At 54.6% G+C, this 17,979-nt stretch carries 19 protein-coding genes and 1 pseudogene; 10 read left to right on the top strand and 10 right to left on the bottom strand.

All coding sequences use genetic code 11. From position 1 onward, the window contains the following. Positions 1–11 precede the first annotated feature (11 nt). The gene (locus tag AAC621_RS04930) at positions 12–1,892 is read left to right on the top strand and encodes an OmpA family protein (protein ID WP_340252757.1); all 1,881 of its coding nucleotides are present in this window, start codon (positions 12–14) and stop codon (positions 1,890–1,892) included. Beyond that, the gene (locus tag AAC621_RS04935) at positions 1,889–2,206 is read left to right on the top strand and encodes a hypothetical protein (protein ID WP_340252759.1); all 318 of its coding nucleotides are present in this window, start codon (positions 1,889–1,891) and stop codon (positions 2,204–2,206) included. The genes AAC621_RS04930 and AAC621_RS04935 overlap by 4 nt, the downstream gene beginning before the upstream one ends. 1 nt (position 2,207) lies before the next feature. On the opposite strand, the gene AAC621_RS04940 is transcribed toward AAC621_RS04935, so the two are convergent. The 7 genes from AAC621_RS04940 to AAC621_RS04970 form a co-directional block, all read right to left on the bottom strand. Then, entirely contained in the window at positions 2,208–2,669 is a 462-nt protein-coding gene (locus tag AAC621_RS04940; protein WP_340244895.1) for a molybdenum cofactor biosynthesis protein MoaE, read from the bottom strand. A 4-nt stretch (positions 2,670–2,673) separates the two neighbouring features. Then, a complete protein-coding gene (gene moaD, locus AAC621_RS04945; RefSeq protein WP_317656585.1) occupies positions 2,674–2,922 on the bottom strand; it encodes a molybdopterin converting factor subunit 1 in 249 nt (82 codons plus the stop codon). 4 nt (positions 2,923–2,926) lie between these two features. After that, positions 2,927–3,541 (bottom strand): CDP-diacylglycerol--glycerol-3-phosphate 3-phosphatidyltransferase, encoded by a 615-nt coding sequence (gene pgsA, locus AAC621_RS04950; RefSeq protein ID WP_340252761.1) that lies wholly within the window; start codon positions 3,539–3,541, stop codon positions 2,927–2,929. A gap of 18 nt (positions 3,542–3,559) precedes the next feature. Next, a complete protein-coding gene (gene uvrC, locus AAC621_RS04955) occupies positions 3,560–5,425 on the bottom strand; it encodes an excinuclease ABC subunit UvrC (protein ID WP_445322512.1) in 1,866 nt (621 codons plus the stop codon). A 331-nt stretch (positions 5,426–5,756) separates the two neighbouring features. Continuing rightward, entirely contained in the window at positions 5,757–6,536 is a 780-nt protein-coding gene (locus tag AAC621_RS04960) for an SDR family oxidoreductase (RefSeq protein ID WP_340252765.1), read from the bottom strand. Between the two features lie 14 nt (positions 6,537–6,550). Then, positions 6,551–7,495, bottom strand: a complete 945-nt coding sequence (locus AAC621_RS04965) for a calcium/sodium antiporter (protein WP_340252767.1) — start codon at positions 7,493–7,495, stop codon at positions 6,551–6,553. After that, entirely contained in the window at positions 7,492–7,656 is a 165-nt protein-coding gene (locus AAC621_RS04970; RefSeq protein ID WP_340252769.1) for a hypothetical protein, read from the bottom strand. Before AAC621_RS04970 ends, AAC621_RS04965 begins: the two co-directional genes overlap by 4 nt. Before the next feature lie 216 nt (positions 7,657–7,872). On the opposite strand from AAC621_RS04970, the gene arfB reads away from it, so the two are divergent. Beyond that, a complete protein-coding gene (gene arfB / locus AAC621_RS04975; RefSeq protein WP_340252771.1) occupies positions 7,873–8,289 on the top strand; it encodes an alternative ribosome rescue aminoacyl-tRNA hydrolase ArfB in 417 nt (138 codons plus the stop codon). A gap of 80 nt (positions 8,290–8,369) precedes the next feature. Further along, a complete protein-coding gene (locus AAC621_RS04980; RefSeq protein WP_340252773.1) occupies positions 8,370–9,338 on the top strand; it encodes an MrcB family domain-containing protein in 969 nt (322 codons plus the stop codon). Here the strand turns inward: AAC621_RS04980 and pncB are convergent. Continuing rightward, entirely contained in the window at positions 9,335–10,627 is a 1,293-nt protein-coding gene (gene pncB / locus AAC621_RS04985) for a nicotinate phosphoribosyltransferase (RefSeq protein ID WP_340252775.1), read from the bottom strand. The two genes, AAC621_RS04980 and pncB, sit on opposite strands and share 4 nt — an antisense overlap. Positions 10,628–10,694: 67 nt before the next feature. Between pncB and AAC621_RS04990 the strand changes: the two genes are divergently transcribed. After that, positions 10,695–11,789: a THUMP domain-containing class I SAM-dependent RNA methyltransferase gene (locus AAC621_RS04990; RefSeq protein WP_340252777.1), complete on the top strand. Its 1,095-nt coding sequence runs from the start codon at positions 10,695–10,697 to the stop codon at positions 11,787–11,789. Here AAC621_RS04990 and pncA read toward each other — a convergent pair. Beyond that, positions 11,778–12,386: a bifunctional nicotinamidase/pyrazinamidase gene (pncA, locus tag AAC621_RS04995; protein WP_340252779.1), complete on the bottom strand. Its 609-nt coding sequence runs from the start codon at positions 12,384–12,386 to the stop codon at positions 11,778–11,780. The genes AAC621_RS04990 and pncA overlap by 12 nt on opposite strands. A 79-nt stretch (positions 12,387–12,465) precedes the next feature. Between pncA and trhO the strand changes: the two genes are divergently transcribed. The 4 genes from trhO to arsJ all read left to right on the top strand — a co-directional run bounded on the left by trhO (position 12,466) and on the right by arsJ (position 16,523). Further along, positions 12,466–13,368, top strand: a complete 903-nt coding sequence (trhO, locus tag AAC621_RS05000; protein ID WP_340252781.1) for an oxygen-dependent tRNA uridine(34) hydroxylase TrhO — start codon at positions 12,466–12,468, stop codon at positions 13,366–13,368. Positions 13,369–13,446: 78 nt separating this feature from the next. Then, entirely contained in the window at positions 13,447–14,271 is an 825-nt protein-coding gene (locus AAC621_RS05005) for an arsenate reductase/protein-tyrosine-phosphatase family protein (protein WP_340252783.1), read from the top strand. A gap of 3 nt (positions 14,272–14,274) precedes the next feature. Next, complete coding sequence (locus AAC621_RS05010; protein WP_340252785.1) at positions 14,275–15,273, top strand: ArsJ-associated glyceraldehyde-3-phosphate dehydrogenase; 999 nt, start codon at positions 14,275–14,277, stop codon at positions 15,271–15,273. Beyond that, positions 15,270–16,523, top strand: a complete 1,254-nt coding sequence (gene arsJ, locus AAC621_RS05015; RefSeq protein WP_340252787.1) for an organoarsenical effux MFS transporter ArsJ — start codon at positions 15,270–15,272, stop codon at positions 16,521–16,523. The genes AAC621_RS05010 and arsJ overlap by 4 nt, the downstream gene beginning before the upstream one ends. On the opposite strand, the gene AAC621_RS05020 is transcribed toward arsJ, so the two are convergent. Continuing rightward, complete coding sequence (locus tag AAC621_RS05020) at positions 16,503–17,435, bottom strand: DMT family transporter (RefSeq protein ID WP_340252789.1); 933 nt, start codon at positions 17,433–17,435, stop codon at positions 16,503–16,505. The two genes, arsJ and AAC621_RS05020, sit on opposite strands and share 21 nt — an antisense overlap. A 105-nt stretch (positions 17,436–17,540) precedes the next feature. On the opposite strand from AAC621_RS05020, the pseudogene AAC621_RS05025 reads away from it, so the two are divergent. Then, a pseudogene (locus tag AAC621_RS05025) lies at positions 17,541–17,912 on the top strand (deoxyribodipyrimidine photo-lyase); the annotation flags it as partial. Between the last annotated feature and the right edge of the window lie 67 nt (positions 17,913–17,979).

Raw genomic sequence — 17,979 nt, forward strand, 5'->3', positions numbered from 1 at the left:
ACATTTCCAATATGAAAATTTCGCTCTCTCTTGCAGCAGTTTTAACTTTTTTGGTCGCAGGCCTGTTGTCTTACCTCGTGGCAATCGCCGCGGCGATCTCCATCGAAAACCGTTCTGTTGTGGCGGTTGAGGAAAGGCTGGAGCAATCTGGCGTGAGTTGGGTCGAGTTGCGCGGGGACGGGCTGCAAGTTCACATTTCAGGCGAGGCCCCCAATGAGGCTGCACGGTTTCGCGCGCTGACACTTGCCGCGGCAGTCGTGGATGATGACCGGCTGATTGATGAAATCACCGTTGCCGACCCCGCGGGCATTTCAACCCCAGATTTCCTGCTCGAGATGTTGCGCAACAGTGACGGCATTTCGATGATTGGACTGATCCCAACCGATGCCGATGGCGAAACCATTGCCGCACGCATCGCCGATATCACCAATGGGGTCGAAGTCGCCAATCTGGTGGAAAGCGTTGACTATCCTATTCCGCAAGGTTGGGATGCCGCACTTGAATACGGGCTGCGCGCCTTGCGCTTGCTTCCACGTTCAAAAATCTCGGTGATGCAGGGCAAGGTGAATGTCACGGCGGTTGCCGATAGCGTGGCGGAGCGTGACAGCGCAATATCCCGCTTAAACAGTTACCCTCAAGCAGGGTTGGATGTGGTTATCGACATCTCCGCCCCCCGTCCCGTTATTACACCCTTTGCCTTTCGTATGATCCGCGAGGGCGATGTGGCCAATCTTGAGGTTTGCTCCGCAGATACGGAGGCGAATGCGGCGCGGATTATCACCGCGGCAGAGGCCGCAGGCCTTGCCACAGGTGAAAGCTGTGATGTGGGCCTTGGCGTGCCTTCCACAGAATGGGCGCGGGCCATAGAGGTGGCGGTCGCCGCTCTTGCAGAACTCGGGGAGGGGACGCTCACCTTCTCAGACGCCGATGTCAGCCTTGTGGCGAAAGAAGGCACATCGCAGCGTATTTTTGATCGGGTGGTGGGTGAATTAGACCGCAACCTTCCCAATCTGTTTTCATTGCACGCCATCCTACCGCCCCCGCCCCAAGATAGCGGCGCGTTAGAATCGCCAGAATTCACCGCAAGCCTTTCTGAGACAGGGGCCGTTCAGGTGCGCGGTCGCTTACCCGATGAAAACCTGCAAGCCGCGAACCAAGCTTTCGCGCAGGCGCTTTTCGGCAGCGAAAATGTCTATTTCGCCACGAATTTAGACGAAGCCTTGCCCGAAGGATGGTCAGTCCGCAGTCTTGCAGGCTTAGAGGCGCTGTCCTTTTTGCATGACGGCGATTTGCTCATCACCCCCGCAAAACTGACATTGTCTGGCCGTGTTGCAGATCGAGATCATATCGAACTGGCCTCGCTCCTCCTCTCCGATAAACTTGACGGTGCAGATTTTGAGATCAACGTGACTGTGGATGCAAGCCTTGCGCCTGAACCCGAATTGCTGTCACCTGAAACCTGCCTTTCGCGGATCAATGATCTATTGGCAGAGACGAAAATCACCTTTGATCCTGGGTCGATTGAAATCAACGAAAGCACAGGCGCAATCCTAGATCGCTTGGCTGAGATCCTGCCAGATTGCCGCCATGTCGATATGGAAATCGGCGGTCATACCGACAGTCAAGGGCGCGAGGAAATGAACCTCACATTGAGCCAAGCCCGCGCTGATGCGGTCTTAAACGGCCTTCTGGCGCGGCGGGTTCTAGTGTCGAACCTATCGGCGCGTGGCTATGGAGAGGCCAACCCAATCGCGGATAATGACACCGAACAGGGCCGCGAGCAAAACCGCCGTATCGAGTTTAAACTGATTGATCGAACCGTAGCCGAAAATGACACGCCCGAGGAGGCGGCAGATGCCGAAGCCCCTGCAGGCGAGGAGGCCCAACAATGAACCGCACTGAATTCATTATCGCCATTACGATCATTTTGATCATCGCTTTTGCCCTTGGGTGGTTCGCAAATTGGCTTGTGCATCGCCTGACGCGCGTATCCGATGCAGATGTGAATGAGTTGGAAAGCCTCGCCGCTTCGCTGCACGAAGCCGAAGAATTGCGCGACCAAGCCATCACTTTTATCGAACAGCGCGAAAGCGAATTGACCACGCAGCTTTCCCAAACCGAAGCCGAGTTGCGCGCCGCGATGGAAGGGTTGCGTGAAGCCCGCAGCGAAAACGACCATCTGCGCAGTAAGTTGGAGAAATCTTAATCTAAGATTTTACCCATTGGGCAAGCGCGGCCTCATCTTCATCTTTGGCCTCTACCCAATCTGCGCGCCCATCGTGGCGCGCTTCTTTTTTCCAGAATGGCGCACGGGACTTCAGATAATCCATGAGGAAATCAGCGCTTTCAAATGCTGCTTTGCGATGGGGCGAAGCGGTCGCAACCATCATGATCTGGTCTGACGGCACAAGTTTGCCATAGCGGTGGATGATCAAGACACGGATCAATGGCCAGCGCGCTTGCGCCTCGGCGGCGATTGCACCGAGTGCTTTTTCAGTCATGCCTGCATAATGCTCTATTTCCATGTGAGCGAGGCTTTGATCGGGCAAATCGCGCACCAGACCTGTGAAACTGACGACAGCGCCCGCACCCGTTGCGGCTGCGGCGAAATCCGAAATCTCAGCGCCCAAATCAAACGGCGCAGACTGGACGCGGACATCTACCGCCATGGCCCTAGCCCCCCGTCATTGGTGGGAAGAAGGCAATCTCGCGAGCACCCTGAACGGGATGATCCAAATCGACCAATTCCTGATCAACCGCCGCGCGGACAGAGGATAGATCCGAAAAGACCAAATCATGCGCGTCAGATTTACCACGCAGCTCAGCAATCAAATCGGCGATTGTTGCCGCATCGGTGTTGATCATCTCGCGATCCGCGCCAATGCGTTCGCGTAACCATGCGAAATATCTTAGTTCAATCATCCCGTCAGCCTTTCTGGTCACTGAGGAATGGCAAGGCTTTGAGGAAGTAATCAAACCCTGTGACAAAGGTCAAAACGGCTGCAAGCCACAACATTCCCATGCCACCCCACGCCAAAGCATCGCGCAGCACATGCAAGCCAAAGGTGCCAAATGAATGGTCATTGTGCATGTTATGCTCTGCAATCGCCCATAAGAACATCAAGACAATCGCAACCATCTGCACCATGGTTTTCCATTTGGCGAGTTTAGTAACCTTAAGTCGCCCTGCATCTGCGCCCAAGAATTCGCGCAGGCCCGAGACGAAGACCTCGCGAAACAGGATAAGAACAACAGGTGTGATCAGGGCCACGGATAGATCAAACAGTCCGACCAAGATTGCCAAGGCGATCACCACCATGGCCTTATCCGCAATCGGATCAAGCATGGCACCGAAACGGGAAACTTGCGCCCATTTGCGGGCCAAATATCCATCCAGATAATCGGTGGTCGCCGCGCCGATAAACAAGGTCAACGCCACCCAATCGGCAATCGGACGCGGAAAGATTGCAAATACAACACCGACCGCAATCGCGGCCAACAGGCGCAGCACCGTCAGAATATTTGGAAGTGTCCATGTCATAGGTTTGATCTTATCCGCTCACGCCCCGTCATGGAAGAAGGCATAGATGGTTTCTGCCATCCGATCTGAGATTCCTTCTACCGCCTTTAGATCTGCCAAATCTGCGCGCGACACGGCCTTAGCACTTCCAAAATGGGCCAAAAGCGCCCGCTTGCGGGTGGCGCCAATCCCGGGAACCTCATCCAACGGGGTCGCGCCAATCGCCTTTGACCGCTTGTCGCGATGGGCCCCAATTGCAAAGCGATGCGCCTCATCGCGCAGGCGTTGGATAAAATAGAGCACAGGGTCATTGCGCTTAAGCGCAAAGGGACGCGCCCCATAGCGGTGGAACTCTTCCTTGCCGGCATCACGATCGACACCTTTGGCGACACCGATAAAGGGCACATCGTCAACACCTAGATCCCCCATGATCTCGGCAACAGCACTGATCTGCCCTGCCCCACCATCGATAAGCAATAAATCAGGCCAAGCATCCGATTTGCGGTCAGGGTCTTCCTTAAGGAGGCGCTGAAAGCGGCGCGTTAGAACCTCTTTCATCATGCCAAAATCATCCCCGGGGGTAAGGTCGTCCCCGCGGATGTTGAATTTGCGATATTGGCTTTTGAGAAAGCCCTCTGGCCCCGCAACAATCATGGCCCCAACGGCATGCGCGCCTTGGATATGCGAGTTGTCATAAACCTCTATGCGCGCAGGCGCGCCATCTAGGCCAAACGCATCGGCCAAACCGCGCAACAATTTTGCTTGGGTGGCGCTTTCGGCCATACGCCGTGCAAGGCTTTCGCGGGCATTGCGCAATGCCCCCTCAACCAATTCCGCCTTTTCGCCGCGCTGTGGCACGAGGATCTCAACCTTGCCACCGCGCTTTTGGCCCAGGGCGGCCTCCATCAGCTCGGCCTCCTCCAGCCCATGCGACAGGATCACTTGGCGGGGGGGTTCCTTGTTATCATAGAACTGGCCCAAAAAGGCCTCCATCACCTCATCGGGGGATTCGGAACCACCCAAGCGCGGGTAATAGTCATGGTTGCCCCAGTTTTGGTTGGCGCGGATAAAAAAGACCTGAACACAAGCCTGACCGCCCTCCATATGTAAGGCGATGATATCGGCCTCACGCACAGTTTGCGGGTTGATCCCTTGGGTGCCTTGTACTTGCGTCAGCGCGCGAATGCGGTCGCGCAGGGCTGCAGCGCGCTCATATTCCATCGCTTCGGCAGCCTCGGCCATTTGCACGCCAAGCTGCTCTTGAATTTCGGTGGAATTCCCGCGCAAAAAACGCGCGGCATCAGCCACGCTCGCGGCGTAATCTGATGCGCTAATATAGCCAACACATGGCGCAGAGCACCGCTTAATCTGGAAGAGCAAACAGGGCCGCGTGCGGCTGTCAAAAGTCGTGTCGCTGCAATTGCGCAACAAGAACACTTTTTGCAATTGGTTCAACGTGCGATTAACCGCCCCCGCCGAAGCAAACGGGCCAAAATACTGCCCTTTCTCCGTCTTCGCCCCTCGATGTTTGCGGATTTGCGGAAAATCATGCGCAGCCCCGATTACGATATTCGGGAAGCTTTTATCGTCACGAAGCAAAACATTGTATCGCGGCTTGAGCTGCTTAATGAGATTTTGCTCTAACAGCAGCGCCTCGGTTTCGGTGCGCGTGGTCAGAAACATCATCGAAGCAGTTTCCGAAATCATCCGCGCGATACGCGGACTATGCCCCGAGGGTTTCGCATAGTTCGACACCCGCCGCTTGAGGGCACGCGCCTTGCCAACATACAAAACGCGGCTCTGCGCATCGAGCATGCGATAAACGCCAGGGCTTTGATCTAGCCTATTAAGGTAGTCGCGGATGACCTCATGCCCCTGCCGCGGCGCATCTCCTGAGGGTCTAATTTCCACGCTGTTTCCTAACATGTCATCCATGACGCAAAGCTTGCCCTGATTCCAATTCGCGCTGCAACGAAGAGCAGCCAAGTTCAAGGGAAAATATGTCCACTAAACCTGTGGATAAACCTGCGGAAAACCCTTGAAGCATCGAAATTTTTCTTTGTTTTTCGGAGGGTTCTGTGAATTGCACAATTTTTAGGCGTCTTTTTAACTATTTGAATTCGTTAATTATTTTCTTTTCCAGCGAGGCTTTGTGATCAAATCGTTACTTAAACTTTACCTAAACGTTACCTAAGGAACCGCGGTGGAAAACTCTAATCATAATCAAAAATTAGACCTATTCTGCTTCTATAACATCAGGGGTCGCCCAAGCCAGATGCTGCCCCCCATCTACGGCGATCATTTGGCCTGTCACAGCCTTAGCTTTCACCAGATAGATGAGCGCATCGGTGATATCGTCCAAATCGGCGCCACGATGCAAAATTGTGGCTTGTCTCTGGCGGGCAAAGGCCGCTGCATCCTGCCGTCCCCCGCGCAATGTTGGGCCGGGCCCAATGGCATTTACGCGAATATTGGGCGCCAAATTCTGCGCGGCGGTTTTGGTAAATGTCCACAATGCGGATTTTGCCAATGTGTAGCTGACAAAATCAGGGGTCAGCTTATGCACCCTTTGGTCAATCATGTTGATGATGACTGAGGTTGCGCGCGGCTCACCGCCGCTATCTTGCACGGCTTTGGGGGCCTGCGCGGCAAAAGCTTCGGACAAGACCACGCTTGAGCGCAAGTTGGAATTCATATGCCGATCCCAACTTTCGCGGGTGAGGCCCCCAAATGTATCATGCTCGAATATGGAGGCGTTGTTGACAAGAACCGAAAAAGGCGCCCCGATTGACGCGCGGGCCTCGGGCAAAAGGGCCTGTGTCGCCGCCTCGTCCAAAAGATTGGCCTGCACCAAAACCGCCTGACGCCCTGCGGCCCGAACGGCTGCTGCGGTCGCCTCAGCCCCTTCGCGGGATGAGGCATAATGGATCGCCACATCGTAACCCGCCTGCGCCAATGCAATTGCCATTGCCTGACCCAAGCGCTGACCTGCGCCTGTCACCAAAGCTGCGGGCATCTGTGAACCTCCGACTAGTGCAATAAGAAACTTACATAGCCGATATAGAGCGCCACAAAGAGAAGTCCCACCGCGCGCGCCATGCGCCACCGGAAAAACACAAAAGGCAGCAAGATCAGCGAAGTGCCCAACATCACCCACAGATCAAAGCGCAGGAATTCGCCATCCACGGGAATGGCGCCAAACCATGGCGCGACCCCGAAAATAAAAACCAAATTAAAGATGTTCGAGCCAATTACATTGCCCAAGGCCACATCTGCATGTTTACGCAATGCGGCCATCACAGATGTCGCCAATTCGGGCAAACTGGTGCCAAGTGCCACAAGGGTCAAGCCAATGACCACCTCCGACACGCCAAAGGCGCGCGCGATTTCTGTGGCGCTGTCAATCAAAAGATCCGCCCCCAAAGGCAGACCAATCAAGCCAAGCCCAAGATACATGCTAGTCTTCCAATAGGGCATGGACGGATCAGCTTCTTCCAATTCTTCGGGTAATTCCTCGGGCGCATCACCTGCAAAGGCATGACGAATTTGATCCCCCAATATTAGCGCAAAAACCGCCAGAAGGATCAGACCATGCCACCAGATAAAGGGCCCCAGAAACGCAAGCACGACAAAGACCAAACTGGCGCAGAGCATGAAAACGTAATTCTTGCGCGTGTCCGAGACACTGGGATCAAGGCAGGAAATAATTGCGGGCAGCCCCAAGACCAAAAGAACATTGGCGATGTTCGACCCCACAACATTGCCCAATGCCAAGCCTGGTGCATCACCAAGCACTGCTTGGATCGACACCAACAATTCTGGCGCAGATGTCCCAAAGGCCACCACGGTCAGGCTGACGACTAAGGCCGAAACGCCCAACCGCAACGCAAGGTTGACAGCCCCCCGCACCAACGCATCCCCCGCAAGAACAAGGATCACCAAGCCCAAAACAGCCAAGGCAATATGCGCGGTCATTGAGGTTTGTCCTCGTCTTTCGGATCACGTTTTAGCGGATCACGCTTTAGGGGATCTGGGGGAAAGCGCGGCTTGCGCGATTTGAACTTGGGCAGGCGCAGCTTTCCAAACATGGCAAGCACGGCCATAAAAATAAGAAAAAGGCTGATGATCTTCAGCATCACAAATCAATCCGCCCAAAAACAGGGGGCCAAGGGGCTTGTGCAAGATGAGGGCGGAGTGGTCTTTTCATCATAGCCCCTCATGTAACGATGCCCCCCCCTTCAAACAAGGGGCGTCATCTGCGAAATCTTACGGGCTTGGGGCAAAGGATCGCCACTGGGATTATCCACCTTTGCCCGCTATGATGCCCGCACAAACCCGCAAGGCAGACCCAGATGCTGACCATCACCGACCAGATCACCATTGCCGATTGGGAATTGACCGAAAGCTTCACCCGCGCCCAAGGGCCAGGCGGTCAGAATGTGAACAAGGTCTCAACGGCAGTGGAATTGCGGTTCGAGGCTGCCCGCTCCCCCCATCTGACCACATCCGTCAAACGCCGCTTGGTACGCATCGCGGGCCAGAAATGGACAAAAGACGGCGCTGTGGTGATCTTTGTGCAAGACACCAGAAGCCAAGCCCGCAACCGCGAGATCGCACGCGAAAGACTGGCCGAGATGATCCGTGCGGCGTTGGTCGCGCCCAAACCCCGCCGCCCCACCCGCCCCACAAAGGGATCGGTGGAACGGCGGATCAAGGGCAAAAAACTGCGCGCCGAGGTTAAAGCAGGACGCGGGAAGGTGGAGGGATGAGAGGTGATCCCCCCATTTTTAAAAATGCATTATTCCTAAGCAACATTATGTGATAAATTAAACATAAAAATGTATGACATATGCTCGCTGAAATGCTCGGCAAGATTGCAAGAGACTACGCCCATGAGCGCATGAAGCCCTTTTCAAATAGCGACTTTGGGAATTTCGTTCGCCATGACGTCGCAGCAGAAGCGAAGAAGCAACTATTTGGAAAGCCTTATGAACTTAAATTGAAGGCTAGTGTCGGTGCAGGTAATTGGGCCGCTGTTCCATGGTTAGCCTTTTTTGATCCTCTGGAAACAGAACCCGCGACTAAGGGGTTTTATGTTGTCTACTTAATCAACCCACAAACACGTACTGTTACTCTGTCAATGAACCAAGGCACTACCGCAGTGTACAAAGAATTTGGCAGGCTTAACGGACGACAAGTGCTGCAGCGCCGGGCTCTGGATATGGCGCAGAGAGTGCCCGAGTATGCAGGACTATTTGATACCGGAACGATCGATTTGGGTTTCGACGAAGACTTGCCATCGGGGTATATTGCCGGACATTCCTTTGGTCGGACATATAGCCTTTCGGATTTGAATGAAAAGGTGGTGTGCGACGATCTCGAAAAGATGCCTGCCGCCTACCAAACACTTATCGAGAGAGGCGGATCGGCTGCAAGTGACATGATGTATGCTGAAGCAAACTCGAGCAACATTGATGAAACTAGGCGCTACGTATTGTCTCGCAAAATTGAGCGCTCGGGTAAGGTACGCCGCGAAGTTCTCTCAGTTCGAAAAGCGGTCTGTGAATGTTGTGGCTTGGATCCGCGCATCGACTGGAATTATCGGGGGCCAGCTATCAACATACCATTGGATGTTCACCACTGCGCCCCTTTACAAACCCTATCTGAAGGACAGACAAAAAGGTATATAGTTCCAGATGATTTCCTTGTGCTTTGTCCGACCTGCCATCGTATGCTCCTCAAGCAAATGGACACAAACGATATTGACCATCTTAAGGAACAAATGAGATTTAAGTATCTCAGACTGATACTCCCCTAAACCACAACCTCGACCCGTTCCTGCTCTCCCACCCCGAACACGCGCTTATAGCGTGCGATTTCATCCTTTGGCCCCATCGCTTTCTCGGGGTTGTCAGACAGTTTGACTGTGGGGCGGCCGTCGGCGCGGATAGCTTTGCAGACCAGTGAGAAGGGCGCAAGCGCATCCTCCGCGACCAGCCCGCGGAAATCATTCGTCAACAGCGTGCCCCAACCAAAGGATACGCGCACGCGGCCTGAAAATTTGGCGTGCAGCTCGGCGATGCGGTCGACATCCAACCCGTCCGAGAAGATCACCAATTTCTGCGTAGGGTCTTCGCCGCGCGATTTCCACCAGTCAATCGCGGCCTCGGCCCCCGCCTCGGGTTGGCCTGAGTCGATACGAATACCCGTCCAACCCGCCAGCCAATCGGGCGCGTTCCTGAGGAACCCTGCCGTGCCATAGGTGTCAGGCAGGATGATGCGCAGATTGCCATCATGTTCCTCATGCCAGTCCGCAAGAACATCATAGGGCGCGCGCGCCAGTTCCGTATCATCGCGGGCCAAGGCGGCATAGACCATCGGCAATTCATGCGCATTCGTCCCAATGGCCTCAATGTCGCGCTTCATCGCGATATGGCAATTTGAGGTGCCCGCGAATTTACCCCCCAAACCTTCGATCATCGCCTGCACACACCAATCCTGCCACAGATAGGAATGGCGGCGGCGGGTGCCGAAATCGGCAATGCGCAGGCCCTCAATCGCGCGCATTCTTTCGATTTTTTCCCAAAGCTTTGTCATCGCGCGGGCATAGAGCACCTGCAACTCGAACTTACCCATGTCTTTCAAGACAGCGCGCCCGCGCAGTTCCATCAAAACTGCGAGCGCGGGGATTTCCCAAAGCATCACCTCGGGCCATGCGCCTTCAAAGGTCAGCTCATATTGATCGCCCACCCGTTTCAGATGGTAGGGGGGCAGTTGCAGCGCCTCGAACCATTCCATGAAATCGGGGCGGAACATCTGGCGCTTGCCGTAAAACGTATTCCCGCGCAGCCACGTGCTTTCGCCCCGCGTCAGGCGCAGGGTGCGGATATGATCCAATTGTTCACGTAATTCGCCCTCATCAATCAGATGCGAAAGCGGGATGCGCGTTGTACGATTGATCAGCGAAAACGCAACTTGAGTTTTGGGCCGATTGCGAAATACAGACTGACACATCAGCAATTTATAGAAATCCGTGTCGATCAGCGAGCGCACGATCGGGTCAATCCTCCAGCGATGGTTATGGACACGGGTGGCGATATCGACCATGGCTAGGCTCCAAGCAGGCGTGTTTCGCGCCGTTTAGAGCAAATCATAGGCCATAAAGGCAAGAGCGATGGAAATTTTCCTGCAAGGCACCCCAGGATTGGAGGATATCCTCGCCGAGGAGGCGCGCAGCTTATCCTTCTTGGGTGTGCAATCTGTGGCAGGGGGTGTGATCTGTCAGGGTGATTTCGCTGAAGCAATGCGTGCCAATCTGTGGCTGCGCAGCGCGGGACGCGTATTGATCCGTATCGCGGAATTCCGCGCGATGCATCTGGCACAATTGGACAAGCGCACGCGTAAATTGGATTGGGCCAGCATTTTGCGACCTGATCGAGCTTGGCGCGTTGAGGCCACCTGCCGCAAATCAAAGATTTACCACCAACGCGCGGCTGCGGAACGAATTGAGGGGGCAATCAGAGCGGCGCTTGGCAGCACGCCGAACCCTGAGGCGCAGATTGTTGTCAAACTGCGCATCGAAGATGATCTTTGCACACTCAGCCTCGATACATCTGGAGAGAGCTTGCACAAACGGGGCGCCAAGGAATTCATCGGCAAAGCGCCCATCAAAGAAACCCTTGCAGCCGCGTTCTTGCGGGCTTGCGGCTATCATGGCGAGATGCCTGTGGTTGATCCCATGTGTGGCTCTGGCACGTTTTTGCTTGAGGCCGCCGAGATTGCCGCGCGGTTGCCCGCAGGGCGTGCACGCCGCTTTGCGTTTGAAGATCTTGCCGGATTTGAGATTGCTGATTGGTCTGCAATCCGCCGCAATTTTTCCTCACGCGAGGCTGAGGCCGTGCAATTTTACGGGTTGGACCGCGACCAAGGGGCCATTACAGGCGCGCGCGCCAATGCCGAGCGTGCAGGTGTTGCGGAATGGACGAGCTTTGCCTGTCAGCCCCTCAGCGCGCTTGAGCCACCGACAAAGCAAAAAGGGTTGGTCATTCTGAACCCGCCCTATGGCGCGCGGATTGGCAATCGCAAATTGTTGTTTGGGCTTTACGGCGCCATTGGTGCGGTCATGCGCGAACGGTTCACGGGATGGCACTTTGGCATGGTCACATCGGACGAAGGGTTGGCCAAGGCCACAGGTCTGACATGGTCAGAGGTGAGCCGCCCCGTGGCCTTCGGTGGGTTAACAGTCAAACTCTATCAATCAGCCCTTTGACATCATTACACCTAAAGCGGCCATGTCATCCAAAGCTGTCGCCAATGATCCGCCCAGATCAATCGCGCAACACAAATCGCGGCGCAGATCGACCGCAAACCCAAGTTTTGCGGCATCTTGCGCGGAATAATTGACGCAGAAATCTGTCGCCAAACCAACCATGGTCAAATGCGTGATCCCACGGTTGCGCAAATATCCCTCAAGCCCCGTGGGGGTCTGGTGATCATTTTCGAAAAACGCAGAATAGCTGTCGATGGCAGGGCGAAACCCTTTGCGAATAATCAGATCCGCACGGGTTGTGCGAAGTTCTGGATGAAATTCCGCCCCTACGCTGCCTTGCACGCAATGATCAGGCCATAAAACCTGTGGGCCATAGGGCATCTCAATCATCTCTAGGGGCGCGCCCCCATGCTGACTTGCAAAACTGGAATGATCCACGGGATGCCAATCTTGGGTTAGGATCACGGCGGCATAGTCATCCATCAAGGCGTTGATCCCCGTCACAATCGCGCTGCCCTCAGGCACAGCCAAGGCACCGCCTTCGCAAAAGTCATTTTGCACATCAATCACCAAAAGCGCGTGAGTATCGGGTTTCATACCAGGGTCTCCGTATAGGGCAGCGTGCCGCATCACCTAAGGGTTGAGTTGCACAATGCAAGGGCGTAAATGCGCAGCCATGTATATTGTCGCCGCTCTCTATCACTTTACCCGATTTGACGCGCCCGAAGAGTTGCGCGCGCCCCTGCTTGGGCTTTGCGAGGCGCAGGGGATCAAGGGATCGCTTCTTTTGGCGCGCGAAGGGATCAACGGCACCATCGCAGGCAGCCGCACGGGGATTGACGCGGTGCTATCCCATATCCGCAACCTGCCTGGTTGTGCGGCATTTGAATGGAAAGAAAGCACAGCCACCGAAATGCCCTTTGGCCGCCTCAAGGTGCGCCTGAAGCGCGAGATCGTCACGATGGGTGTGCCAGACACTGATCCGCTCAAAATCGTGGGCACTTATGTTGCGCCTGAAGAATGGAACGAATTGATCTCGGCCCCTGATGTTGCGGTGATCGACACGCGCAATGATTACGAAGTGGCCATTGGCACTTTCAAAGGCGCGGTTGATCCACAGACCGAAAGTTTCCGCCAATTCCCACAATGGTGGGAGGAAAACAAACATCGCTTTCACAACAAGCGGATCGCAATGTTCTGCACCGGTGGTATCCGTTGCGAGAAATCCACCGCGTTCCTCAAGGATCAAGGCGTGGAGGATGTGTATCACCTCAAAGGCGGCATCCTAAAATATCTTGAGGAAATGCCACAAGAAAACAGTCTTTGGGAGGGCGAATGTTTCGTGTTTGACGAACGCGTCTCAGTCGGTCACGGCCTTAAACAGGGGCCTTATGGCCTGTGCCGCGCCTGTCGCCGCCCGATTTCTGACGAAGATCGCAGGCACCCTCATTTCGAAGAAGGCGTCTCCTGTCATCAATGTATGGACGAGCACAGCGATGAAGATCGCGCGCGTTTCCGCGAACGTCAGCACCAGATTGCCTTGGCCAAAGCCCGCGGTGAAAGCCATTTGGCAGGCTAGATTACGCTGTCCATGAATTTTTCATGACAGCGCAGTTTGGGCCTATGCGCAGCCCATTATTTCGATTATTCACGAAATATGGAAAATATACTCGTCACACAGCTGTCAACTCTGGGCCATGGCCCACGCCTTGATATTTTTCGCCTGCTGATGCGCCGGTATCCTGATGCAGTGGCGGCAGGGGACATTGGTGCTGCCTTGGGTGTTAAACCCTCGACTTTGTCGGCCTATCTTGGCGCACTCCATCAGGCGGGGTTGATCGTGCAAGAACGCGAAGGCACTTCGCTGCGCTATCGCGTGGCGATGGACACCACCCATGACATGATGGCTACTCTATTTTCAGAGTGCTGCCGTGGACGGGTAAACCTTCAGTTTGACTGTGCGCCCGACCCGCTGAATGACGGCAGGCCATTTAATGTGCTGTTCCTCTGTGTTGGAAACTCGGCACGCTCCATCATGGCTGAGACTTTGCTACGCGATATGGGCGGGGATCGGTTTCGCGTATACTCCGCCGGTGTCCAACCGCAAAGCACGCTCAACCCGCTCGCGCTCGAGGTGCTGCGCCAGAAAGGTCATGATACCTCTGCTCTCAGTTCTAAGCATCTTAGCGTTTTCCAAGCGCCCGAAGCGCCGCAGATGGATTTTGTTTTTACAGTCTGTGATGTGGCCGCCAATGAGGATTGCCCCGCTTGGGCGGGGCAGCCTGTCAGCGGGCACTGGGGCCTGCCTGACCCTGTAAAGGCCCAAGGCAGCGTTGCTGAGCGGGGGCTGGCTTTTCAGGCAACCTATGGCGCGTTGCGCAATCGTATTGCCGCCTTCAATGCCCTGCCCCTTGAAAGCCTAGAACGCGCGGCGCTGCAAAAGGCGGTGGATCACATCGCAGAGATTTCTAAAGAGGATTGAAATATGACTGTCTACGCGCTGAACGGATTGGGCCGCATCGGCAAGCTTGCGCTGCGACCCTTGCTTGAGGCGGGCGCAGAGATCGCGTGGCTCAATGATGCGGTCGGTGATGCCGCCATGCACGCCCATCTGTTGGAGTTTGACACAGTGCATGGCCGCTGGCCCGCGTCTTTCTCAGCAACTGAGGATGCAGTCATCATAAATGACCAACGCATTCGTTTTATTGGTACCAAAGACATCCATGACCTGCCCCTTAAGGGGGTGGATGTGGTCATTGACTGCACGGGGAAATTTAAAACAGCTGCGGCCCTTGCGCCCTATTTCGCCGCAGGCGTGAAAAAGGTCATTGTCTCCGCCCCTGTCAAAGATGGCCCCACAGCGAATATCGTCTATGGCGTGAACCATGAGATTTATGACCCTTCCACGCATCACATCGTCACAGCAGCAAGCTGCACCACAAATTGCCTTGCCCCGGTGGTCAAAGTGATGATGGAAGAATTTGGCATCAAACACGGCTCAATCACCACAATCCATGATGTGACAAACACCCAAACCATCGTGGATCGGCCAGCCAAGGATTTACGCCGCGCGCGGTCTGCGCTGAACTCGCTGATCCCGACCACAACGGGCAGTGCCACGGCGATCACGCTGATCTATCCCGAATTGAAGGGCAAGCTGAATGGGCACGCTGTGCGCGTGCCTCTGTTGAACGCGTCCCTGACCGATTGTGTCTTTGAGCTAGACCGCGAGGCCACGGCGGCGGAAATCAACGCGGCCTTTGCACGTGCGGCAGAAGGGGCGCTGAACGGCATCCTCGGCTTTGAAGCGCGCCCTTTGGTGAGTGGGGATTACACCAATGACACGCGATCCTCGATTGTGGATGGGCCATCCACGATGGTCATTAATGGCACGCAGGCCAAGATTTATGCGTGGTATGACAATGAAATGGGCTATGCCCATCGCCTGATTGATGTCGCGCGCATGGTTGGCGCAAGCCTATGACCGCGCCAAAGCCATCCGCCCTGCCCGCCTATATCGCCGTAACAGCGGCTTATTGGGCGTTTATGCTGTCGGATGGCGCGCTTCGGATGTTGGTTCTCTTGGCCTTTCACGAGCGCGGCTTTAGTCCCGTTCAACTGGCCTATCTGTTTTTGCTCTATGAGCTTGCAGGCGTCATAACCAATCTTTCTGCGGGCTGGCTGGCCGCGCGGTTTGGCCTGACCCGCACCTTATATGCAGGGCTGATCCTACAGGTTGGTGCCCTTTTGGCCCTCACCGCACTGGATCCTGCGTGGTCGATCGGCGCATCTGTGGCCTATGTGATGGCCGTGCAAGGGGCCTCAGGCGTGGCCAAGGATCTGGCGAAAATGTCCTCAAAATCGGCTGTCAAACTTTTGGCACCCGAAGGGGCTGGATTGCTGAAATGGGTATCTTGGCTGACAGGATCAAAAAACGCGGTAAAGGGATTGGGGTTCCTTTTGGGCGCAGGCCTTTTGGCACTTTATGGCTACAACACCGCCTTGTTGGGCATGGCAGCTATTTTGGCACTGATCCTTGTGGCGCTGCTTTTCTTCATGCCGGACGGCCTGCCCAAAGGGAACAAAGCGACCAAGTTTTCCACCGTCATCTCGCGAGACAAAAATATCAATCGTCTGTCCGCGGCCCGCGTCTTTTTATTCGGCGCGCGGGATGTGTGGTTTGTGGTGGGCATCCCCGTTTATTTCTACGCCGTTCTTTCCGATGGCAGCGATGAAAGCAGACGCGCAGCCTTTTTCATGATTGGCACCTTCATGGCGGTCTGGATCATCCTTTATGGCGCTGTTCAGGCCATGGCCCCGCGCATCCTGCGCAAAGGGGCCAATGATTTGGGGCGGCTGTCCGCAAGCGCGCGCCAATGGGCCTTGGCGCTTGTGCCAATCCCTGCGCTTTTGGCGATTACTGTCTCCACCGCAGGCGCGCCCGCCCCTTGGCTGACTGTGACGCTGGTCTTGGGTCTGTTGGTCTTTGGCGCGATATTTGCCGTGAACTCAGCCCTGCACTCTTACCTCATTCTCGCATTTTCAAAATCCGAGCGGGTCAGCCAAGATGTTGGTTTCTACTACATGGCGAATGCGGCAGGCCGATTGTTGGGCACGGGCCTATCGGGCCTTGCCTATCAATGGGGCGGGGTTGAGGCCTGCTTGATGGTAGCAAGCGGACTTTTGGCCTTATCGGCTGTCGCCGCAAATCGCCTAAACCGCAGCAAGGCGTGAGCGCGCGGCAAGGCGCTCCCGATGCATAGTATAAAGACCAGTTGCAACGATCAAAGTGGTGCCAATTAGGGTCCATCCATCTGGTAATTGCGCGAAAACCAAATACCCATACATCACTGACCATAATATCATTGAGTAATGCACGGGGGCCAAAACTACAGCTTCCGCAATCTCAAGCGCACGGATCACCAAAAGCTCGCCCAAGCCCGCAAACGCTGCCATGAAGAACATTATGATTAAGGAATTCTTATCGCTTGGCCATGCCCAGAAAAATGGAAGAGGTATGCTGATAACCGCCACCCCAACAAGAGCAGTGTAAGCAACAGTTGTGTATGTATTGTCATAGGGTGCAATCATACGGGACAGGACTTGGCGAACCGCAAACATACTCGCAGCCAGTACTATCAAAAATACTGCCGGATGGACGATCCCTAAGCCTGGCCTAATTACAATCAGTGTACCTAAAAATCCAACAAAAATAGCTGACCATCGGTGTAGGCCCACCTTTTCACGTAGAATCAATGCGCCAAGTACCGTGACAATCAGCGGAGCTATAAAGGTCACTGAGATTGCATCGGCCAACGGGACAAAGCTAACTCCTGTTATAAAGCAGGTTGCCGAACCTACAGCCAGTGCACCCCGCAAAAATTGTAATTTGGGCTTCGCAGTTTTTAAGATTTTAGTTCCGCGCCAGAGCAATATTACAATTACACCAAAAACAAGACCTAGCTGGCGGGTCCAAACAATCTGGATTGGATGGAATCCGTCTGTCAAAAACTTTGCCATTGTGTCAACAGCAGCGAATACAAAAAAGCCTAAGCCCATCAACACCAGGCCCTTAATATTATCGGGAGCTCTAGGCAAATTTTTAGCGACTACAATGTTCTGCGGGAGGTCTGGAACAGTTGGCATCGTCAATCCAATTTTGCGTTATCAGTTACTGTTAGGCTGTAAATTTGTTACTGTCGACCATGCAAATTACTGACACGGCCGAAACTAAGACTATTTTAACTCAACATGAAACAACGGCCCGTACACCTTGTCTGGTTCAAACGTGATTTACGTGTCACAGACCAAGCATGCCTTGCCTCAGCTGCAGCCCGAGGGCCCGTCTTGCCTGTGTATATTATTGAACCTGATTTTTGGACTGAACCCGATGCAAGCGCACGACATTGGATGTTTCTTCGTCAATCGTTAGCTGAACTACATGATACACTAGCAAGTTTGGGTCAGCCCCTTTTAATCCGACGGGGGGATGCTGTTTCCATCTTAGACGAACTAGCAGCCCAACAACCGATCGCCGCGCTTTGGTCGCATCAAGAAACTGGGAATGGATGGACATATGCGCGCGACAAAAGGGTGGCAGCTTGGTGCAAATCAAAATCCATCCCGTGGCATGAACCCCGTCAATTCGGTGTGATCCGAACCTTAAAATCGCGCAATGGATGGGCGGGGG

The organism is Roseobacter sp. HKCC-CH-9208 (assembly GCF_037805125.1).
Classification (GTDB): domain Bacteria; phylum Pseudomonadota; class Alphaproteobacteria; order Rhodobacterales; family Rhodobacteraceae; genus M30B80.